35 protein-coding genes are annotated in these 19,934 nt (G+C 41.4%); 1 reads left to right on the top strand and 34 read right to left on the bottom strand.

The features are described 5' to 3' along the window. Positions 1-84: 84 nt before the first annotated feature. From truA to rpsJ, 33 genes are all read right to left on the bottom strand, one after another. On the bottom strand, positions 85-894 hold the full coding sequence (gene truA / locus ERX29_RS02400) for a tRNA pseudouridine(38-40) synthase TruA (RefSeq protein WP_133443085.1): 810 nt from the start codon (positions 892-894) through the stop codon (positions 85-87). Positions 895-903: 9 nt separating this feature from the next. Next, positions 904-1,701 (bottom strand): energy-coupling factor transporter transmembrane component T family protein, encoded by a 798-nt coding sequence (locus tag ERX29_RS02395; protein ID WP_133443084.1) that lies wholly within the window; start codon positions 1,699-1,701, stop codon positions 904-906. Next, positions 1,694-2,545, bottom strand: a complete 852-nt coding sequence (locus tag ERX29_RS02390) for an energy-coupling factor transporter ATPase (protein WP_133443083.1) — start codon at positions 2,543-2,545, stop codon at positions 1,694-1,696. Before ERX29_RS02390 ends, ERX29_RS02395 begins: the two co-directional genes overlap by 8 nt. Beyond that, positions 2,542-3,339, bottom strand: a complete 798-nt coding sequence (locus ERX29_RS02385; RefSeq protein ID WP_133443082.1) for an energy-coupling factor transporter ATPase — start codon at positions 3,337-3,339, stop codon at positions 2,542-2,544. The genes ERX29_RS02390 and ERX29_RS02385 overlap by 4 nt, the downstream gene beginning before the upstream one ends. Positions 3,340-3,644: 305 nt before the next feature. Next, a complete protein-coding gene (rplQ, locus tag ERX29_RS02380; RefSeq protein WP_133443081.1) occupies positions 3,645-4,013 on the bottom strand; it encodes a 50S ribosomal protein L17 in 369 nt (122 codons plus the stop codon). An 18-nt stretch (positions 4,014-4,031) separates the two neighbouring features. Then, complete coding sequence (locus tag ERX29_RS02375; protein ID WP_133443080.1) at positions 4,032-4,976, bottom strand: DNA-directed RNA polymerase subunit alpha; 945 nt, start codon at positions 4,974-4,976, stop codon at positions 4,032-4,034. A 79-nt stretch (positions 4,977-5,055) separates the two neighbouring features. Beyond that, positions 5,056-5,445: a 30S ribosomal protein S11 gene (rpsK, locus tag ERX29_RS02370; protein ID WP_133443079.1), complete on the bottom strand. Its 390-nt coding sequence runs from the start codon at positions 5,443-5,445 to the stop codon at positions 5,056-5,058. A gap of 22 nt (positions 5,446-5,467) precedes the next feature. Continuing rightward, entirely contained in the window at positions 5,468-5,833 is a 366-nt protein-coding gene (gene rpsM / locus ERX29_RS02365) for a 30S ribosomal protein S13 (protein ID WP_133443078.1), read from the bottom strand. A gap of 22 nt (positions 5,834-5,855) precedes the next feature. Then, on the bottom strand, positions 5,856-5,969 hold the full coding sequence (gene rpmJ, locus ERX29_RS02360) for a 50S ribosomal protein L36 (protein WP_017473641.1): 114 nt from the start codon (positions 5,967-5,969) through the stop codon (positions 5,856-5,858). Between the two features lie 33 nt (positions 5,970-6,002). Further along, positions 6,003-6,221, bottom strand: a complete 219-nt coding sequence (gene infA, locus ERX29_RS02355; RefSeq protein ID WP_001118443.1) for a translation initiation factor IF-1 — start codon at positions 6,219-6,221, stop codon at positions 6,003-6,005. 225 nt (positions 6,222-6,446) lie between these two features. Beyond that, the gene (locus ERX29_RS02350) at positions 6,447-7,094 is read right to left on the bottom strand and encodes an adenylate kinase (protein ID WP_133443077.1); all 648 of its coding nucleotides are present in this window, start codon (positions 7,092-7,094) and stop codon (positions 6,447-6,449) included. A 12-nt stretch (positions 7,095-7,106) separates the two neighbouring features. Continuing rightward, positions 7,107-8,396 (bottom strand): preprotein translocase subunit SecY, encoded by a 1,290-nt coding sequence (secY, locus tag ERX29_RS02345; protein WP_133443076.1) that lies wholly within the window; start codon positions 8,394-8,396, stop codon positions 7,107-7,109. Next, positions 8,396-8,836, bottom strand: coding sequence for a 50S ribosomal protein L15 (gene rplO, locus ERX29_RS02340; protein WP_133443075.1), 441 nt, complete (start codon positions 8,834-8,836; stop codon positions 8,396-8,398). Before rplO ends, secY begins: the two co-directional genes overlap by 1 nt. A 20-nt stretch (positions 8,837-8,856) precedes the next feature. Then, a complete protein-coding gene (gene rpmD / locus ERX29_RS02335) occupies positions 8,857-9,036 on the bottom strand; it encodes a 50S ribosomal protein L30 (RefSeq protein ID WP_133443074.1) in 180 nt (59 codons plus the stop codon). Between the two features lie 13 nt (positions 9,037-9,049). Beyond that, complete coding sequence (gene rpsE, locus ERX29_RS02330) at positions 9,050-9,547, bottom strand: 30S ribosomal protein S5 (protein WP_133443073.1); 498 nt, start codon at positions 9,545-9,547, stop codon at positions 9,050-9,052. 18 nt (positions 9,548-9,565) lie between these two features. Then, positions 9,566-9,922, bottom strand: a complete 357-nt coding sequence (gene rplR / locus ERX29_RS02325; RefSeq protein ID WP_133443072.1) for a 50S ribosomal protein L18 — start codon at positions 9,920-9,922, stop codon at positions 9,566-9,568. A 25-nt stretch (positions 9,923-9,947) separates the two neighbouring features. Beyond that, the gene (gene rplF / locus ERX29_RS02320; protein ID WP_133443071.1) at positions 9,948-10,484 is read right to left on the bottom strand and encodes a 50S ribosomal protein L6; all 537 of its coding nucleotides are present in this window, start codon (positions 10,482-10,484) and stop codon (positions 9,948-9,950) included. Positions 10,485-10,512: 28 nt separating this feature from the next. Then, entirely contained in the window at positions 10,513-10,911 is a 399-nt protein-coding gene (gene rpsH, locus ERX29_RS02315) for a 30S ribosomal protein S8 (protein WP_133443070.1), read from the bottom strand. A gap of 29 nt (positions 10,912-10,940) precedes the next feature. Continuing rightward, positions 10,941-11,126, bottom strand: a complete 186-nt coding sequence (gene rpsN / locus ERX29_RS02310) for a 30S ribosomal protein S14 (protein WP_133443069.1) — start codon at positions 11,124-11,126, stop codon at positions 10,941-10,943. 29 nt (positions 11,127-11,155) lie between these two features. After that, positions 11,156-11,695 carry a 50S ribosomal protein L5 gene (rplE, locus tag ERX29_RS02305; protein ID WP_133443068.1) on the bottom strand — a complete coding sequence of 180 codons (540 nt, stop codon included), beginning with the start codon at positions 11,693-11,695 and terminating at the stop codon, positions 11,156-11,158. Between the two features lie 24 nt (positions 11,696-11,719). After that, a complete protein-coding gene (gene rplX, locus ERX29_RS02300) occupies positions 11,720-12,025 on the bottom strand; it encodes a 50S ribosomal protein L24 (protein ID WP_133443067.1) in 306 nt (101 codons plus the stop codon). Between the two features lie 31 nt (positions 12,026-12,056). After that, positions 12,057-12,425: a 50S ribosomal protein L14 gene (gene rplN, locus ERX29_RS02295; RefSeq protein WP_061563437.1), complete on the bottom strand. Its 369-nt coding sequence runs from the start codon at positions 12,423-12,425 to the stop codon at positions 12,057-12,059. A gap of 29 nt (positions 12,426-12,454) precedes the next feature. After that, the gene (gene rpsQ / locus ERX29_RS02290) at positions 12,455-12,718 is read right to left on the bottom strand and encodes a 30S ribosomal protein S17 (protein WP_133443066.1); all 264 of its coding nucleotides are present in this window, start codon (positions 12,716-12,718) and stop codon (positions 12,455-12,457) included. 22 nt (positions 12,719-12,740) lie between these two features. Continuing rightward, entirely contained in the window at positions 12,741-12,953 is a 213-nt protein-coding gene (gene rpmC, locus ERX29_RS02285) for a 50S ribosomal protein L29 (protein ID WP_133443065.1), read from the bottom strand. Further along, complete coding sequence (rplP, locus tag ERX29_RS02280) at positions 12,943-13,377, bottom strand: 50S ribosomal protein L16 (protein ID WP_133431430.1); 435 nt, start codon at positions 13,375-13,377, stop codon at positions 12,943-12,945. Before rplP ends, rpmC begins: the two co-directional genes overlap by 11 nt. Before the next feature lie 2 nt (positions 13,378-13,379). After that, positions 13,380-14,033: a 30S ribosomal protein S3 gene (gene rpsC / locus ERX29_RS02275; protein WP_133443064.1), complete on the bottom strand. Its 654-nt coding sequence runs from the start codon at positions 14,031-14,033 to the stop codon at positions 13,380-13,382. 23 nt (positions 14,034-14,056) lie between these two features. Then, the gene (rplV, locus tag ERX29_RS02270) at positions 14,057-14,437 is read right to left on the bottom strand and encodes a 50S ribosomal protein L22 (RefSeq protein WP_133443063.1); all 381 of its coding nucleotides are present in this window, start codon (positions 14,435-14,437) and stop codon (positions 14,057-14,059) included. 24 nt (positions 14,438-14,461) lie between these two features. Continuing rightward, positions 14,462-14,740, bottom strand: a complete 279-nt coding sequence (rpsS, locus tag ERX29_RS02265; protein ID WP_133443062.1) for a 30S ribosomal protein S19 — start codon at positions 14,738-14,740, stop codon at positions 14,462-14,464. 64 nt (positions 14,741-14,804) lie between these two features. Further along, on the bottom strand, positions 14,805-15,635 hold the full coding sequence (rplB, locus tag ERX29_RS02260; RefSeq protein ID WP_133443061.1) for a 50S ribosomal protein L2: 831 nt from the start codon (positions 15,633-15,635) through the stop codon (positions 14,805-14,807). 32 nt (positions 15,636-15,667) lie between these two features. Then, positions 15,668-15,946: a 50S ribosomal protein L23 gene (gene rplW / locus ERX29_RS02255; protein WP_133443060.1), complete on the bottom strand. Its 279-nt coding sequence runs from the start codon at positions 15,944-15,946 to the stop codon at positions 15,668-15,670. After that, entirely contained in the window at positions 15,946-16,569 is a 624-nt protein-coding gene (gene rplD / locus ERX29_RS02250; protein WP_133443059.1) for a 50S ribosomal protein L4, read from the bottom strand. Before rplD ends, rplW begins: the two co-directional genes overlap by 1 nt. 32 nt (positions 16,570-16,601) lie before the next feature. Further along, positions 16,602-17,264 carry a 50S ribosomal protein L3 gene (gene rplC / locus ERX29_RS02245; protein WP_133443058.1) on the bottom strand — a complete coding sequence of 221 codons (663 nt, stop codon included), beginning with the start codon at positions 17,262-17,264 and terminating at the stop codon, positions 16,602-16,604. A 25-nt stretch (positions 17,265-17,289) separates the two neighbouring features. Further along, positions 17,290-17,598 carry a 30S ribosomal protein S10 gene (gene rpsJ, locus ERX29_RS02240; RefSeq protein ID WP_133443057.1) on the bottom strand — a complete coding sequence of 103 codons (309 nt, stop codon included), beginning with the start codon at positions 17,596-17,598 and terminating at the stop codon, positions 17,290-17,292. A 338-nt stretch (positions 17,599-17,936) separates the two neighbouring features. On the opposite strand from rpsJ, the gene ERX29_RS02235 reads away from it, so the two are divergent. Continuing rightward, positions 17,937-18,329, top strand: a complete 393-nt coding sequence (locus ERX29_RS02235) for a hypothetical protein (protein WP_133443056.1) — start codon at positions 17,937-17,939, stop codon at positions 18,327-18,329. Between the two features lie 187 nt (positions 18,330-18,516). Here ERX29_RS02235 and ERX29_RS02230 read toward each other — a convergent pair whose 3' ends face one another. Beyond that, positions 18,517-19,854: an NCS2 family permease gene (locus tag ERX29_RS02230; protein WP_133443055.1), complete on the bottom strand. Its 1,338-nt coding sequence runs from the start codon at positions 19,852-19,854 to the stop codon at positions 18,517-18,519. Positions 19,855-19,934 lie beyond the last annotated feature (80 nt).

Below are 19,934 nucleotides of genomic sequence, written 5' to 3'. Positions count from 1 at the left end.
TAAGTTTCCGGGGCTTATTGTAGTGGTTGATATTAAACAATACCGTTGTTTATCTTATAACATTTCAGTGGGTATTGTCAATGATTAATGTGTAATTCTTTCTTTGTTTTTCTTGGTGATGATTTCTATGTCACTGGGCAGATCTTCTCTCAGTTCTGCTTCGCTCAGATAGATCTTCTCAAGGTACAGTCCTTCTGCCGGTGCTGTCTTCCCTGCCTTCTCACGGTTGCGTGCAGCGATGATGTCTGGAATGGCATTTCCTTCTTTCTTGCCCTGTCCGACGTCTAGCAGATAGCTGACCATGATTCTCACCATGTTGTAGAGAAATCCTGAACCGATGACGTGGAACTCGTAGCCATCACGCGTTTCTTCGACGGTGAACTGGTAGATGGTGCGTTCTTTGTTCTCGATTTCTGTCTTCGCTGAGCAGAATGATGTGAAGTCATGAGTCCCGAGGAAGTGCTGTGCCGCTTCCTGCATCGGTTTTAGGTCAAGCTGATACGGATAGTATGTCTCTATGCCGTTCTTCATCACATCTCTATGCAGTCCTTGATACACTTTGTAGCGGTAGGCTTTGCCGATACAGTCGTACCGTGAATGAAAGCTCTCAGGAATCTCTCTGACTGATGTAATATAGATGTCCTCCGGCAGCGCTGAATTAAAGGCGTGCTGCCACTTCTCAGGCGTCAGATTCATCGTTGTATCGAAGTGAACGTACTGGCATAACGCATGGACCCCTTTGTCCGTTCTGGACGACGGATGGATTCTGACAAATGTTCTGTGCATCCGCTTCAGGATACGTTCTAATTCATACTGTACAGTGCGGCCAACGTTTTGGATCTGGAATCCTTGAAAGTTTGCACCGTTATATGTCAACTGCAGTAATATACGCATAAGTCACCTCTAAGTTCTAAAGTACAGTATAGCAAGGGTAATCGGAATGACTGTGATGAGTGCCCATGTATCACGTGCCTGCCAGTCAAGTTTCCGGTATTTCGTCCGGCCGATATCTCCTCTGTAGCCACGCACTTCCATCGCTATGGCTAAATCTTCCGCCCGTTTGAACGCAGAGACAAAGAGCGGCACAAGGAGCGGCGTGATTGCTTTAAGCCTGCTCATAAAAGATCCGGACGTCATATCAGAGCCGCGGGACATCTGCGCCCTCATGACTTTTGTCAGCTCGTCCATGAGCGTCGGTATAAATCTCAGCGCAATCGACATCATCAGTGCAAATTCATGAACAGGCACTTTCAGTTTCTTCAGCGGGTTCAGGAGCGACTCGATCGCGTCTGTCAGTGAAATCGGACTTGTCGTCAGTGTCATGATTGTCGTCAGGAAGATAATCAGAACAAAACGCATGCTGATGAACAGCCCTTGAATGATTCCATTGCTGTCTATATCAATAATGCCATAGCTGAACAGGTTCTGGCCGCCTTTTGTTAAGAAGACGTGCATCAGGAACGTAAACGCTAATAGCAGTAGAATCGGTTTCAGTCCGCCAATCAAAAACGACAGCTTTAAGTTTGATAAGTAAAGAATGACAAGAATCATGACTAAGAGTATGCCATAGGTCGTGATACTGTTCGCCATAAATATCACAATCATCATGATAAAGACAAATACAATCTTCATGCGCGGGTCGAGACGGTGGATATAGGAATCGATCGGCACATAGCGGCCAAGTATCATCTGATCAAGCATGTGACGTCCTCCAGTCCTGATACATGCGCTTGAAGTCATCGATGGAGAGGGCAAGATCCGAGAACTTCATTCCATGCTTCTCTTCCACTGCCCGCTGCAGCTGAACGATTTTCGGCGGCAGTAAGTCAAAATGGGACAGATCCTGGCTGTAAATATCTCGAGGCGTACCTTCCATGACAATCGTCCCATGATGCAGTACACGGATTTCGTCAGCACGTGCCGCCTGCTCCATCTGATGGGTCACTAAGATAACCGTGATGCCTGTCTCTTTCTGGATATCATCAAATAACTGCATGATCTCCCGCTGACCGGCAGGATCAAGCCCTGCTGTCGGTTCGTCAAGAACAAGTATATCCGGTTCCATTGCCAGTACTCCTGCGATTGCCACACGTCGCATCTGACCGCCTGACAGCTCAAACGGTGACTCATCCAGCAGTTTTGGATCGAGTTTCAATAAGTCTATCAGTTCATGTGCTTTCTTGATCGCTGTTTCTTCGCTCACACCGAAGTTCTTCGGGCCAAAGATAATGTCTTTCAGCACAGTCTCTTCAAATAACTGCTGTTCAGCGAACTGGAAGACGACTCCAACTTGACGTCTGAGTGGTGCAAGATACTTATTCTTAGTCTTGTTTGTAATCGTCAGATCATCAAACTGTACAGCACCTTCAGTCGGCTTCAACAAACCATTCAGATGCTGGATGAGCGTTGATTTACCGGAACCCGTATGACCGATAATGGCGTAGTACTTCCCCGCCTCAAAAGACGTATTGATGTCATACAGCGCCCGCATTTCGAACGGGGTTCCTTTTGAATAGGCATAGCCTGTCTGTTCGAAAGTAATCATAAGCGGTCCAGCAGCTCCTTATCCAGTACAAATTCTGTCTTCCCAGTAAGCGTATGATAGACCTTCATAGAGAAAGGCAGATCAAGACCGATCGCCATCAGACGATCTCCGTGTGCGAATATAGCTTCAGGCGTACCTTCCATGATCAGCTGTCCTTGTTCAAGCACCAGTATCCGGTCTGCGTGAATTGTTTCCTCAAGGTCGTGTGTGATGGCAATGACGGTTAAGTTAAGACGCTGCTGCAGCTCACGGATCACTGTCATAATTTCAAGACGTCCTTCAGGGTCAAGCATCGCTGTCGCCTCGTCCAGTATAATGACGTCCCGTCGAAGTGCGATGACACCTGCTATCGCGACACGCTGCTTCTGCCCTCCTGACAGATGATGTGGTTCATGTGTCTTCATATGGGACATTGAGACAGCTTCCAACACGTCATCAACACGCATGTGCATCTCATCATAATCAATGCCGTGGTTCTCTAAGCCGAACGCTACATCATCTTCAACCGTCGCACCGACAAACTGATTATCCGGATTCTGGAACACCATGCCGACCCGCTGATGGACGTTATACCAGTTCTCTTCAACGACCTCGATACCCTGGACAAGCACTTTACCCGTCTGCACTGGCATAATCGCGCCGAGCAGTTTCACAAGTGTCGACTTTCCGGAACCGTTATGTCCGACAATCGACACCCATTCACCACGCTCCACAGAAAACGACACGTCCGTCAGCGCGTTCACGTCACGCTCCGGGTACCGATGACTGAGTCCCTTCACTTCTATTACTGCCATACTCACACCTCCTATCATTTAGCTAATAGTATAACAAAAGTTAATCCCCTATTTCATTCTAGTCAGCATTCAATCACAGAAATTAAGATTAAACAGTCACTACAATAAAATTCTGTATATAAACAAAAAACCCGGACATCCGGATTTCATGAAAAAAGCGCGCACTCTGCCACGAGGTCACGCATTTCTGTGTTCAATTGTGGCAGAATACTCTGAGCTAGACAATATCTATGTGTGGTAGACATTATCGTTGCACTCATTTGCTTATAAGTGTGTGTAAGTAAGATAACCGATCCCTATAAATCTTATACTAATTCAATGATTACCATTTCTGAACCGTCTCCGCGACGTGGTCCAACTTTCATGATACGAGTGTATCCACCTTGACGCTCAGTGTAACGTGGTGCAACCTCATTGAATAATTTTTGTACTGCAAACTGAGTTGTTTCATCTTCGTTAGTGATTTCAACACGACGTAATACTTGTGCTGCCTGACGACGTGCATGCAAGTCACCGCGTTTACCTAAAGTGATTAATTTCTCAACGATTTTACGTAATTCTTTCGCACGTGCTTCAGTCGTTTCAATACGCTCGTTAACGATTAAAGATGTAGCTAAATCGCGTAACATTGCTTTACGTTGATCTGAAGTACGGCCTAATTTTCTGTAGCCCATGAATCGTACCTCCTTCTATCAGTCTTCTTTTCTTAATCCAAGACCTAAATCTTCTAATTTAAATTTAACTTCTTCTAAAGACTTACGACCTAAGTTACGAACTTTCATCATGTCCGCCTCAGATTTGTCTGCCAGTTCCTGTACAGAGTTAATACCCGCACGTTTCAAGCAGTTATAAGAACGTACTGAAAGATCTAATTCTTCAATCGACATTTCAAGTACTTTTTCTTTATGATCTTCTTCTTTTTCAATCATGATTTCAGCGTTCTGTGCTTCGTCTGTCAAATCAACAAAGATATTCAAATGTTCAGTCATAATCTTCGCACCAAGCGATACAGCTTCCTGCGGAGTCAATGAACCGTCTGTCCAGACATCCAATGTCAATTTATCAAAGTTAGTACTTTGTCCTACACGAGTATTTTCAACTGTATAGTTCACACGCTCAACTGGTGTATAGATGGAATCCACCGGAATGACACCGATTGGTAAATCACTTGTGTTATTATCTTCTGCTAAAGTGTAGCCGCGTCCTGCATTAGCAATCAAACGCATTTTAAGATGTCCGCCTTTTGACACTGTTGCAATCTGTAAATCAGGATTTAAGATTTCAACATCACTGTCATGCATAATATCTTTAGCTGTAACAACACCAGCATCTTTCACATCAATTTCAAGCGTCTTATCTTCATCTGAATAGATTTTAAGAGCTAATTTCTTAATGTTCATGATCATCGTTGTTACATCTTCCACGACATTCTCTACAGTAGAGAACTCATGAAGAACACCTTCGATTTCAATGTTTTTGACAGCCGCACCTGGTAAAGAAGATAGTAGGATACGACGTAAGGAGTTACCTAAAGTTGTTCCAAACCCGCGTTCCAGCGGTTCAACTACGAATTTACCGAATTTAGAATCTTCACTAATTTCAACTGTCTCAATTCTAGGCTTTTCGATTTCGATCATTTATTTATCCTCCTTCAACAACGTCGAATAATTTTTTAGTTCGTCTACTATTATAACTGTCTCCGAGTACTAAAAGAAATTATACGCGACGACGTTTCGGTGGACGACAACCGTTGTGTGGTACTGGTGTAACGTCTTTGATTGCAGTGATTTCAAGACCAGCTGATTGCAATGCACGAATCGCTGCTTCACGACCTGCACCAGGACCTTTTACAGTTACTTCAACTGATTTTAAACCATGTTCCATAGCTGCTTTAGAAGCTGTTTCTGAAGCCATCTGAGCTGCGAATGGAGTTGATTTACGTGAACCTCTGAAACCTAATGCACCAGCAGATGACCATGATAATGCATTACCGAATTCATCTGTGATAGTGACGATTGTATTGTTGAATGTTGAACGGATGTGAGCTACACCGTTTTCAATATTCTTTTTAACTCTACGTTTACGTGATACTTGTTTACGTGCCATGAAATTCTCACTCCTTTACTTATTATTTCTTCTTGTTAGCTACAGTTTTAACTGGGCCTTTACGAGTACGAGCATTGTTTTTAGTGTTCTGTCCACGTGTAGGTAAACCACGACGATGACGAATACCTCTGTAAGAAGCAATTTCCATCAGACGTTTGATGTTTAAGTTTGTTTCACGACGAAGGTCACCTTCTACTTTGTAACCATCAACCGTTTCACGAATTTTGTTTAATTCATCTTCTGTTAAATCGCGCACACGAGTGTCTTCAGAAACGCCTGCTTCTGCAAGAACTTTTTGTGCGGAAGTTTTACCGATACCATAAATGTAAGTCAACGCGATTACAACGCGTTTCTCACGAGGGATATCTACACCTGCGATACGTGCCATTTATAGTGCACCTCCTATTATATTAGCCTTGTTTTTGTTTGTGCTTTGGATTTTCACAAATTACCATTACTTTACCGTTTCTGCGGATAACTTTACATTTTTCACAGATCGGTTTAACTGATGGTCTTACTTTCATGTTTATTACCTCCTATTTATGATGGAGTTCTTCTTATTTATAACGATACGTGATTCGTCCACGCGTTAAATCATATGGACTCATTTCAACTGTCACTTTGTCGCCAGGCAGAATACGAATATAATTCATGCGGATTTTACCGCTAACGTGCGCTAAGATCTCATGACCATTTTCTAATTCTACTTTAAACATAGCGTTTGGTAAAGTATCGAGTACTGTACCTTCTAATTCAATAACATCTTGTTTAGCCATTATCAATTGCCCCCTTATATAGTATTTAAGAAAAGTTACATGCATTCATCCTTAACCAGATAATTATACCTGAATATTGATGATTTTCCTAAAGACTCGTTCTAACTTCAGGTGAGATAACGTCACTTAGTGCTGAATCACCATACATATCGTTATAATAATAGGATACTCCGTGATGCTTACCACCTAAGTGATTCACCCGGAGGCGAATGAGAGGTACATGAATTATAGGTTAGTCAATATACTTTCAACGTCTGTTGTTACGTCCTTGATGTCTCTTGAGCCATCAATATTTTTAAGCACGCCTTCACTCTTGTAAAAATCAAGTAGCGGCTTTGTCTGCTTAATGTTGACGCTAAGACGGTTAGCAACAGTTTCAGGATTGTCATCCTCACGTTGATATAATTTCCCACCATCAAGGTCACAAATACCTTCAACTTTAGGTGGATTAAATACTAAATGATATGCTGTTCCGCACACTTCACAGATACGTCGGCCTGTCAGACGGTTCATCAGTTCTTCTTCCTGAACTTCGATGTTGACAACAGCTTCAATCTTGCGATCTGACTCTGCCATGATGTCATTCAATGCTTCTGCCTGCTCTACTGTACGCGGGAACCCATCTAGTAAAAATCCTTTTTTTGCGTCTTCTTCTGCTAATCTTTCTTTAACAATACCTATGGTCACTTCATCTGGAACAAGTTCACCTTTATCCATAAATGACTTCGCTTCGTTGCCGAGCGCAGTGCCATTTTTGATAGCGGCTCTGAACATGTCTCCAGTTGAGATGTGCGGGATAGGGTATTTCTTAATAATTTCACTCGCTTGAGTTCCTTTACCTGCGCCAGGTAAACCCATTAAAATGATATTCATGAATGCCCTCCTCTAGCGTCTTCTAAATCCTCTATATTCACGTTGTCCAAGCTGTGCTTTAAGTGCAGCGATTGTTTCCAGTGCTACCCCGATAACGATCAGCAGACTCGTACCACCAATCTGTAAGGACTGTGGTAAGTTCATCATGCTCGTTGCGATGATCGGAAGAATAGAAATTCCTGCAAGGAACAATGCACCGACAAAGGTCAGGCGGTAAAGGACTTTAGTGATATAGCTCTGTGTTTGCTTACCAGGACGAATACCTGGTACGTAACTTCCCTGTTTTCTTAAGTTCTCTGCCATCTGTTCAGGATTGACCTGTACAAACGCATAGAAGTAAGCAAAGGCAATAATTAAAGCCACATAGAAAATCATACCGACCGGATGTGTCGGATCCGCATAATTTGCGAAGCTTTTTGCCCATTCTGCATCTGGAAAGAACAATGTTAATGTTCTTGGCAGCATGAAGAATGCCATGGCGAAGATTACTGGAATAACTCCTGCAGCATTCACTTTCAATGGAAGGAATGTTGCTTGAGGTGCCAGACGGTTACCCGTTTGACGTTTTGCATATTGAATAGGTATTTTACGAACAGCCTGCAGTACGAAAACCGCACCAGCTGTGATAAGTATCATACCGATTAATAGTCCTAATGCTTTAAGTGCTGCCATTGTTGTATCATCTGCGCCTACAAAACTCTGCTGATAGAACTGCTGCAGTGCATTCGGTATAGAGGATAAGATCCCCGCGAAGATAATGATTGAAATACCATTACCGACACCAAACTGCGTAATCTGCTCACCTAACCACATTAAAAATGCGGTACCGGCTGTCAGTACTAATGAAATCAACAGGAAGTTCCAGATAGATGTGTTTGATATCAACTGGCCGCCCAGCATATTGTTAAAGCTGTAACTCATCCCTAGACCTTGAATGAAGGCTAGAATGATTGTGAAATAACGTGTAAACTGATTTAATTTCTTACGTCCGACTTCACCTTGCTTTGACCACTCGGTGAACTTAGGCACTACATCCATCTGGAGCAGCTGCACGACGATAGATGCTGTGATATAAGGCATGATTCCCATCGCAAGGATGGAGAAGTTCTGTAACGCCCCACCACCGAACGTATTGAATAAATCAGCTACGCCCGTTTGACCTTGCGATTCAAACGCCTCTGGATTAACGCCGGGAACTGGAATGTAAGTTCCGATTTTAAAGATAAGCAGCATTGCGAGAGTAAATAAAATCTTGCTACGAATTTCTTTAACTTTCAAGAAACTGATCAGTGTATCAAACATTAGATCACCTCGTGAGTTCCGCCCTTACCTTCGATTGCTTCAATAGCTGAAGCTGAGAATTTATGAGCTTTTACTGTAAGCTTTTTAGATAGTTCTCCGTTACCAAGAATTTTAATTCCTGATTTTTCGCTACTAACAACACCAGTTTCAAGTAATAAAGCAGGTGTTACTTCAGTACCTTCTTCGAAACGCTCTAATTGGCTTAAGTTAACGATAGCATATTCTTTACGGTTGATGTTAGTAAATCCGCGTTTTGGCAGACGACGGAATAATGGTAATTGACCACCTTCGAAGCCTAAACGTACGCCACCACCTGAACGAGCTTTTTGACCTTTATGACCGCGGCCACTTGTTTTACCGTTACCTGAAGCCATACCACGACCTACACGGTTACGTTCTTTACGAGCACCTTCTACAGGTTTCATCTCATGTAATTTCATTTCGGCACCTCCTTATTGATTTATACTTCTTTGACTGTCACTAAGTGACTGACTTTCTCGATTTGCCCACGAATCGCAGGGTTGTCATTAACTTCAACTGTTTGTTGCATTTTTTTAAGACCTAAAGCAGCAACAGTTTTACGTTGTGTTTCAGGACGACCGATGATACTACGAGTGAGGGTAATTTGTAATTTAGTCATTTGTATGCCCTCCTTAATTTAATAGTTCTTCGACTGTTTTGCCACGTAATTTAGCAACGTCTTCTGCTACTTTAAGTTCTTTAAGACCTTCAACTGTTGCACGAACCATGTTGATCGGTGTGTTTGAACCCAATGATTTAGATAAGATATCAGTAATACCTGCAAGTTCCAGTACGGCACGCACTGGACCACCAGCGATAACCCCAGTACCAGGTGCTGCTGGTTTGATTAATACGCTACCAGCTCCGAATCGACCAGTTACAAGGTGAGGTGTTGTACCATTCACACGAGGAACGTTGATCAGGTTTTTCTTAGCATCTTCAATTGCTTTTTTGATTGCTTCTGGTACTTCTTGTGCTTTACCAGTACCGAATCCTACGCGACCGTTCTTATCTCCGACAACAACGAGTGCAGTGAAACGCATACGACGTCCACCCTTAACTACTTTAGAGACACGGTTGATTGTAACAACGCGTTCTTCAAATTCTTTTACTTCTCTTTCACGACGCATTAAGAGTCCCTCCTTTTATTAAAATTGAAGTCCGTTTTCACGAGCTGCTTCAGCTAGAGCTTTAACACGACCATGGAATAAGTATCCTCCGCGGTCAAAGACAACTGCAGTGACACCTTTGTCAACTGCTGCTTTTGCTACTGCTTCGCCTACTTGTGCTGCTGCTTCTACATTAGAACCAGCTGTCAGACCTAAAGTTTGTGTAGATGCTTGTGCAATTGTAACACCTTGTACATCATCAATGACTTGTGCATAAATGTGTTTGTTAGAACGGTAAACGTTTAAACGTGGACGCTCAGTTGTACCAGCGAGTTTGCTACGTACACGGGCATGTCTTTTTAAACGGACTTTGTTCTTATCGATTTTTGCGATCATGTAAAATACTCCTTTCTTAAGTTAATTACTTACCAGTTTTACCTTCTTTACGACGAACATATTCGCCTTCGTAACGAACACCTTTACCTTTGTAAGGTTCTGGCGGACGAGTAGCACGGATGTTAGATGCAACAGCACCAACACGTTCTTTTGAGATACCTTCAACTTTAACACTTGTGTTTTTCTCAACTGATAATGTGATACCGTCTTCTGCAACGATTTCAACTGGGTGAGAGTAACCAACGTTAAGGATTAAGTTTTTACCTTGCATTTGAGCACGGTAACCTACCCCGATCAGTTCAAGTTTCTTTTCAAAACCTTTAGAAACACCTTCAACCATGTTTGCGATTAACGCGCGAGTTGTACCATGGATTGTTTTGTGTGCTTTAGAATCAGATGGACGAACTACTTCTAAAGTGCTGTCTTCTAATTTGTATGATAATTCTTCGTTAAATGTGTCTGTTAATTCACCTTTTGGACCCTTAACTGTTACTGTGTTTCCGTTGATCTTAACTTCAACACCAGTTGGGATGTCAATAACTTTCTTACCAACACGACTCATGAGTCGGCACCTCCTTCTTTATTAATTCTTACCAGATGTAAGCTAATACTTCTCCACCGATGTTACGTTGACGCGCTTCTTTATCAGTTAATACACCTTCAGAAGTAGAAACTAATGCAACACCAAGACCATTTAATACTCTTGGAAGCTCATCAGCTTTAGCGTATACACGTAAACCAGGTTTAGAGATACGTTTTAAACCAGTGATAACACGTTCGTTGTTAGAACCGTATTTCAAGAACATACGGATAACACCTTGTTTGTCATCTTCGATATATTCTACGCTTTTTAAGAAACCTTCACGTTTAAGGATTTCAGCGATTTCTTTTTTAATGTTTGATGCAGGTACTTCTAATTTCTCGTGGCGAACCATGTTTGCGTTACGCACGCGAGTAAGCATATCTGCGATTGGATCTGACATAGTCATTAAAATATCCTCCTTTCAACTCTTTGATTTTACCAGCTTGCTTTTTTAACGCCAGGAATCTGACCTTTATAAGCTAATTCACGGAAACAAATACGGCAAAGTTTAAATTTACGGATTACTGAGTGTGGACGTCCACAACGCTCACAACGAGTATAACCTTGAACTTTGAACTTTGGATCACGTTGTTGTTTAACAATCATAGATTTTTTAGCCATTTAACTTTTAGCCTCCTTATTTTTAGAGATTACTTTTGAAATGGCATACCGAATTGTGTTAACAATTCACGAGCTTCCTCGTCAGTGTTAGCAGTTGTAACGATAACGATATCCATTCCTCGTACTTTACTTACTTTGTCATAATCGATTTCAGGGAAAATCAATTGTTCTTTAACACCTAATGTGTAGTTACCACGGCCGTCAAACGCTTTGTTTGAGATACCACGGAAGTCACGTACACGAGGTAATGAAACATTCACTAATTTATCGAAGAATTCGTACATTCTTTCACCGCGTAATGTAACTTTCGCACCGATAGGCATACCTTCACGTAAACGGAATGTCGCGATAGATTTTTTAGCTTTAGTAACCATTGGTTTTTGACCAGTGATTGCTTGAAGTTCCTCAACAGCTGAATCAAGAACTTTAGAGTTCTGAACAGCATCACCGATACCCATGTTTACAACGATTTTTTCAATTCTTGGTACTTCCATTACTGATGAATAGTTGAACTTAGTCATCAACGCAGGAGTAATTTCTGTATTAAACTTTTCTTTCAAACGTGTCAAAGTGAGAACCTCCTTCCAAGATTATTAAATGATTTCTCCAGACTTTTTAGCCACACGTACTTTTTTACCGTCTTCTACTTTATAGCCGACGCGTGTTGGTTTGTTTGTTTTAGGATCTAGTAACATAACATTTGATACGTGAATCGCAGCTTCTCTTTCAAGAATTCCACCTTCAGGATTCATCTGTGATGGTTTCTGATGTTTTTTGATAATGTTAACACCTTCAACAATTACGCGATCTTTTTTAGGAAGTGCTTCAATCACTGTTCCTGTTTTACCTTTATCTTTACCTGTGATAACGATAACTTTGTCGCCTTTTTTTACATGCATGTCGTAGACACCTCCTCTATTTTTATGATTATTATAATACTTCAGGTGCTAATGAAACGATTTTCATGAAGTTGCCATCGCGAAGTTCACGAGCAACAGGTCCGAAGATACGAGTTCCACGAGGCCCTTTGTCGTCACGGATGATAACACATGCGTTCTCATCAAATTTGATGTAAGAACCATCGTTACGACGTACACCGGATTTTGTACGAACGATGACCGCTTTAACTACGTCACCTTTTTTAACAACGCCACCTGGTGTAGCATTTTTAACAGTACATACAATAACATCACCAATGTTAGCTGTTTTACGGCCAGATCCGCCTAATACTTTAATAGTTAATACTTCACGCGCACCAGAGTTATCTGCCACTTTCAAGCGTGTTTCCTGTTGGATCATACTGAGTTACCTCCTTTATCTATGATTAATTAAATGATGATTGATTCTTCTACTACTTCAACTAAACGGAAGCGTTTTGTAGCTGATAAAGGACGTGTTTCCATAATTCTTACGATATCGCCCAATTTAGCTGTATTGTTTTCATCATGTGCTTTATATTTTTTTGTATACTTGATACGTTTGCCATATAAAGAATGTGTTTTGTAAGTTTCAACTACGACTGTGATTGTTTTATCCATTTTGTCAGATACAACTTTACCAGTGTAAACTTTACGGTTGTTTCTTTCGCTCACTAGAGTGTCCTCCTCTTTTCAATTATTTTTGTTCAGTTTTTTGTTGTTCGATTTCTCTTGCACGTACAACAGTTTTCATTCGTGCGATTGACTTCTTAACTTCACGAATACGTGCTGTATTTTCAAGTTGACCTGTAGCTAACTGAAAGCGTAGGTTGAAAAGCTCCTCTTTAAGCGCTGTTACTTTTGATTCAATTTCAGAAGTGGTTAAATCTCTAATTTCCTTAGCTTTCATTTGTGTCACCACCCAATTCTTCACGTTTTACAAACTTCGTTTTCACTGGAAGTTTATGAGATGCTAAACGTAATGCTTCACGAGCTGTTTCTTCAGGAACACCCGCTATTTCGAACATGATACGTCCAGGTTTTACTACTGCTACCCAGCCTTCTACTGCACCTTTACCTGAACCCATACGGACTTCTAAAGGTTTTTTAGTGTATGGCGTATGTGGGAAGATTTTGATCCAAACTTTCCCGCCACGTTTCATATAACGTGTCATCGCAATACGAGCTGACTCGATTTGACGAGATGTGATCCAAGCTGTAGTTGTTGCTTGTAAACCATATTCACCAAATGTTACTTCATTTCCGCCTTTTGAACGACCTGTTGTTTTTGGTCTATGTTGACGACGGTATTTTACACGTTTAGGTAATAACATTATTATTTTCCTCCTTCACTAGACTTCTTAGTAGGAAGAACTTCTCCACGATAGATCCATACTTTCACACCTAATTTACCATAAGTTGTGTCTGCTTCAGCATGTGCATAGTCGATGTCAGCACGTAATGTATGAAGTGGAACAGTTCCTTCTGAATATTGCTCAGCACGCGCGATGTCCGCACCGCCTAAACGACCTGATACTTGAGTTTTAATACCTTTAGCTCCAAGTTTCATTGCACGTTGGATCGCTTGTTTCTGCGCACGACGGAATGACGCACGGTTTTCTAATTGACGCGCAATGTTTTCCGCTACTAGAGTAGCATCCATATCAACTTTTTTGATTTCAATCACGTTGATGTGAACACGTTTACCAGTTAATGAATTCAAGTTGTTACGTAATTTTTCGATTTCTGAACCGCCTTTACCGATTACCATACCAGGTTTACCTGTGTGGACAGCGATATTAACGCGATTTGCTGCACGTTCGATTTCTACACGAGAAACAGAAGCGTCTCTTAAGTTTTCTGCGATATATTTACGAATTTTTAAATCTTCGTGTAATAGAGTAGCGAAATCTTTTTCTGCGTACCATTTCGCATCCCAGTCACGGATAATACCGACACGAAGACCGATAGGATTAATTTTTTGACCCACTGTATTCCCTCCTTAATGAAATGTTAGTTAGTTGCTTCTTCAGTTTGAGCTGGTGCTGATTGAACAGCTGCTTCTTTATCTGCTACTACGATAGTGATGTGACTTGTACGTTTGTTGATCGCGCTCGCACGGCCTTGTGCACGTGGACGGAAACGTTTCAATGTCGGACCTTCATTAGCATAAGCTTCTTTAACAACTAAAGTATCAACGTTCATGTCATAGTTATGCTCAGCGTTAGCTAAAGCTGACATTAATAATTTTTCAACTACAGGTGAAGATGCTTTGTTCGTTAATTTTAAGATGGCAATTGCTTCGCCAACTTCTTTACCTCGAATAAGATCTAATACTAATCTCACTTTACGAGGTGCGATACGGATTGTTCTTGCAACCGCTTTTGCTTCCATTGTTTCTCCTCCTTAAATATGAAATTAGCGTCTTGTTTTCTTATCGTCTGCACCGTGACCTTTGTAAGTACGTGTAGGTGCGAATTCGCCTAATTTGTGACCGACCATATCTTCAGTTACGTATACAGGTACATGTTTGCGTCCATCGTATACTGCGATAGTGTGCCCAATGAAGTTAGGGAATACTGTAGAGCGACGTGACCAAGTTTTGATTACTGATTTTTTACCACTTTCTTCCATTGCCTCAACTTTTTTCATTAAGTGATCGTCAACGAAAGGTCCTTTTTTAAGACTACGAGCCATTATGGCGCCTCCCTCTTTCATGCAGTATACTGCGGACTAAGCCGCAGTCTGCAAGTTAATATAATTATTTCTTACGTCCACGAACGATAAGTTTGTTAGAACGATTTTTCTTTTTACGAGTTTTCTTACCAAGAGTTGGTTTACCCCATGGAGACATTGGTGATTTACGACCGATTGAAGTACGTCCTTCACCACCACCGTGTGGGTGATCGTTAGGGTTCATTACAGAACCACGAACTGTAGGGCGTTTACCTAACCATCTTGAACGACCGGCTTTACCGATGTTGATCAGTTCGTGCTGCTCATTACCGACTTGACCGATTGTAGCGCGACAAGTCGCAAGAATCATACGAACTTCGCCTGATTTCAGACGAACTAATACGTATTTACCTTCTTTACCAAGTACTTGAGCTGAAGTTCCTGCTGAACGCACTAATTGTCCGCCTTTGCCTGGTTTTAACTCAATATTATGGATAACAGTACCGACCGGGATATTTTGAAGTGGTAACGCATTACCAACTTTAATATCTGATTCAGGTCCGTTGTTAATTTCTTGTCCAACTACTAAACCTTTAGGAGCGATGATGTAACGTTTCTCACCATCTAAGTAATGAATCAATGCGATGTTTGCTGAACGGTTTGGATCGTACTCAACAGTAGCGACTTTACCTGGAACACCGTCTTTATTACGTTTGAAATCAATTACACGGTATTGACGTTTATGACCGCCACCTCTGTGACGAACGGTCAATTTACCTTGGTTGTTACGACCCGCTTTTCTCGGAAGGGGCTCAAGTAATGACTTTTCAGGTGACGTTGACGTAATTTCAGCGAAATCTGAACTTGTCATATTACGACGACCGTTTGTAATTGGCTTATAATGTTTAATTGCCATTGTCGTTTTTCCTCCTTAATGGAAAATGTATTTTAGTTGAAGAAATCGATTGATGATCCTTCTTTTAATGTTACGATTGCTTTTCTTCTTTTGTTTGTGTAACCGTTATGACGGCCAACACGTTTCTTTTTCGCTTTGTAGTTCATGATGTTCACTTTGTCTACTTTCACGTCGAAGATTTCTTCAACAGCGATTTTAACTTGAGTTTTGTTAGCACGAGTATCTACATCAAATGTGTATTTATCTTCTGCCATAGCCTCAGATGAACGTTCAGTGATTACGGGGCGCTTAATGACGTCGCGAGCTTCCATTAACCAAGCACCTCCTCTACTTTTTGAACTGCTGCTTGAGTCATCACTACTTGGTTAGCATGAACGATATCTAGAACGTTTAAGCCAGTAGCTGTAACGACTGTTACACCAGGGATGTTACGAGCTGACAATAATACATTTACGTCTTCAGCATCGATAACGAAAAGTACTTTTCTTGGTAATTCAAGAGTAGCAGTCATTGATTTGAATTCTTTAGTTTTTGGAGCTTCGAAAGTCAAAGCATCTAATACTGTAAATTCGTTGTCGCGTACTTTAGCTGATAATGCTGAACGAAGTGCTAAACGACGCATCTTCTTGGGCATTTTGTAAGAATAGCTTCTTGGAGTTGGTCCGAATACGATACCACCACCACGCCATTGTGGCGCACGGATTGTACCTTGACGCGCACGGCCTGTTCCTTTTTGTTTCCAAGGTTTACGTCCACCGCCGCGTACTGCAGAACGATTTTTAACTGCGTGAGTTCCTTGACGTAATGAAGCACGTTGAAGATTAATTGCTTCGAATAATACATGTTGATTAGGTTCGATACCGAATACATTGTCGTTCAATTCGATTGAACCTGCTTTAGATCCATCTACTTTTAATACATCATAATTAGCCATTATGTTTGTTTCCTCCTTTCGCAATTACTAAATTATTTATTGCCTTTTTTAATTGAAGTCTGGATTTTTACTAAACCTTTTTTAGCGCCTGGAACATTACCTTTAACAAGGATAACGTTGTTTTCTACGTCAACTTTAACGATTTCTAAGTTTTGCATTGTAACAGTATTACCACCCATACGACCTGGTAATGCTTTACCTTTAAATACTCTAGAAGCATCAGATGCCATACCCATTGAACCTGGGCGTCTGTGATAACGAGAACCGTGACTCATTGGTCCACGTGACTGGCCGTGGCGTTTGATAGCCCCTTGGAAACCTTTACCTTTTGAAGTTCCTGTCACGTCAACGATGTCACCAGCTTGGAATGCATCTACAGTGACTTCTTGACCTACTTCGTATTCAGAAGCATCTACGTTTCTGAATTCACGAATGAAGCGCTTAGGCGCTGTGCCTGCTTTTTTAGCATGGCCTTCAGCTGGCTTAGTTGCATATTTATTAGACTTACGGTCTTTTTTGTATGCTTGTTTGTCTTCGAAACCGATTTGAACTGATGAATAACCATCAATCTCTTCAGTTTTCTTTTGTAATACTACGTTTTGTGCTGCTTCTACTACAGTTACTGGAATTAACTCACCGTTTTCAGCGAATACTTGAGTCATTCCCACTTTTCTTCCTAAGATTCCTTTGGTCATCGAAAGTCGCACCTCCTACTTTTAATTATAATTTGATTTCGATGTCTACGCCTGATGGTAAGTTTAAGCCCATAAGAGCATCAACTGTTTTCGGTGTAGGGTTAACAATGTCGATTAAACGTTTGTGCGTGCGTTGTTCAAATTGCTCACGAGAGTCTTTGTATTTGTGCACGGCACGAATGATTGTATAAACTGTTCTTTCAGTTGGTAACGGAATCGGACCAGATACTTCAGCACCTGAACGTTTAGCCGTTTCTACAATCTTCTCAGCTGATTGATCGATCACGCGGTGATCATAAGCTTTCAAACGAATACGAATTTTTTGTTTTGCCATTATTTTACCTCCTCTAATAACGTCTATTTTGGTTTGATAGACTTCTCCACGAAAATTGTCTCACACATCGCCATGGCAAAGCGGCCGGGTGTGTCAGTAACCTTCCGCTTCATCGCTTTTAAAAGTCCAACAGTAGATATGATACATGAGTTCACATAATAAATCAACACTTATCGCTACAATTTATATATTTTTTCATAATCACATTTCTTTATTGTATAAGGTTACGATGGAAGGTGCAAGGCTAACTATTTAGAAATTTTAATTAGGGGTGGTATAATAAATTTAAAGTAAGAACTTCTATTATAATAGAAGAAATTAAAAATGGAGGTATGTTAATGAAAGCTCCAATCCGCATCATACTGCTGATACTTGGCATTATCACATTGCTTAATGAAATATTTTTGGGAATCCCGATCTTAGGTGGTACTTATATTGTTTCACTTGGTTGGGCACCGCTTGGTTCCAATATACTTATGTACATTATCATGGCTGTAATTTTAGCAGCAGACCGCTACAGTCCCGCGAAGGATTTAATGTATATTCCAATCCTTGGTATTATATTGAATATGGTGGCATTCATTCCGTTTGTCGGTATGGTATGTCACTGGATTATGACATTATTTATGATTCTATTTGTTATCCGAGTAATGGCAACTCCTACTCATGTAGGAAACACACGTGTCTATTACGGCGGAGATACAGATAAGACAGTCAACAGAAGACGTTAATTATTAGAAAAAGCATCGATCGTTAATCAACGGTCGATGCTTTTATTTGGTTGAAATGGTGTGAAAGTGATGTGGCGCGTATTTTGCGTTTACGCGCCACTCTTGATGAATTGCTGGCTTTCCACGCGAATTGTGGCGCGTATTTTACGTTTACGCGCCACTTCTCGACAAAAGACAAGAAAAACTATTAGTTATGCTGCACAAATGCGAAGTAACAGATGAAGATGACAAAGAGTGCATACATAATAGGATGAATCTCTTTTCTTCTACCAGCCATAATCATCGTAATCGGATAGAAGATAAAGCCACACGCGATACCTGTTGCGATGGAGTAAGTGAGCGGCATCATAATCATCGTTAGGAACGCAGGTACTGCGATTTCAAAGCGATTCCATTCTATTTTGTTTAAATTAGAGACCATGAGCACGCCGACGATAACAAGCGCTGGTGCTGTAACTGCACTTGTCACGACCGCCATCAATGGTGAGAAGAATAAGGCAAGCGCAAAACATGCTGCTGTCACTACACTTGCAAATCCTGTACGAGCGCCTACTGCAACACCTGCTGATGACTCGATATAAGACGTCGTCGTTGATGTCCCAAAAATCGCTCCTGTCATTGTCGCTAATGAATCTGCGAAGAGTGAACGCCCAGCTCGTGGCAGTTTGTTATCCTTTACAAGACCAGCCTGGTTGGCAACTGCTACTAGTGTTCCTGCTGTATCAAAGAAGTCGATGAACAAGAATGTCAGAACTACTGCGATAAAGTGCCACGTCAATAACTGACCTGGATCTTTAAATGCATCGAAAGCTTTACCGAATGTCGGTTCGATGCTCGGTACCTGTCCGACAATTTGTTTCGGTGGATCAATGAGACCGAAAATCATACCGAGAATCGCTGTGACCATCATACCTATAAAAATACTGCCTGGCACTTTTCGCGCCATCAAAATAATAGTCAGCAAAATACCTGCTACTGCAAGTAATACGTGAGGGTCATGTATATTGCCGATTGTTACTAACGTTGCTTCGCTCGGTGCAACAATGCCTGCACCTTTCAAACCAACAAATGTAATGAACAGACCAATCCCAGCGGACACTGCCATCTTCAGTTCAAAAGGTATGGCGTTGATGATCGTTTCCCGCCAGCCGCTCATCGTGAGCAGTGCGAAAATAAATCCCGAGAACAGGACACCTGTCAATCCAACCTGCCACGGAATACCGTATGTCAGCACAACCGTGAATGCAAAGAAGGCGTTCAATCCCATACCTGGTGCCAGCGCAATCGGATAATTCGCTATCAGACCCATGAACAGACAGCCGACGATTGAAGCTAAAATGGTCGCGACAAACACTGCTCCAGCATCCATTCGCATGGCATCCGGAATGCCTTTGACCCCAGCAAGTGACAGCATCGCCGGATTGACTGCGAGAATATAAGCCATTGATAAAAACGTTGTTAACCCGCCCAATATTTCACGTTTATAGTTAGTTCCTAATTCATCAAACTTGAAATAGTTCTTCATAGTATCTCCTTTTGTAAGTTCATTTAATAAGCACTTGTTTATCTTATTACGTTAACTTACAAAAATCAATGCAAAAATCG

It is taken from the genome of Macrococcus lamae (assembly GCF_004359545.1).
In the GTDB taxonomy this organism is placed as follows: Bacteria; Bacillota; Bacilli; order Staphylococcales; family Staphylococcaceae; genus Macrococcus; species Macrococcus lamae.
Note: the sequence above shows the minus strand (reverse complement) of the source record. Positions and strands in the feature narration are given on the sequence as shown.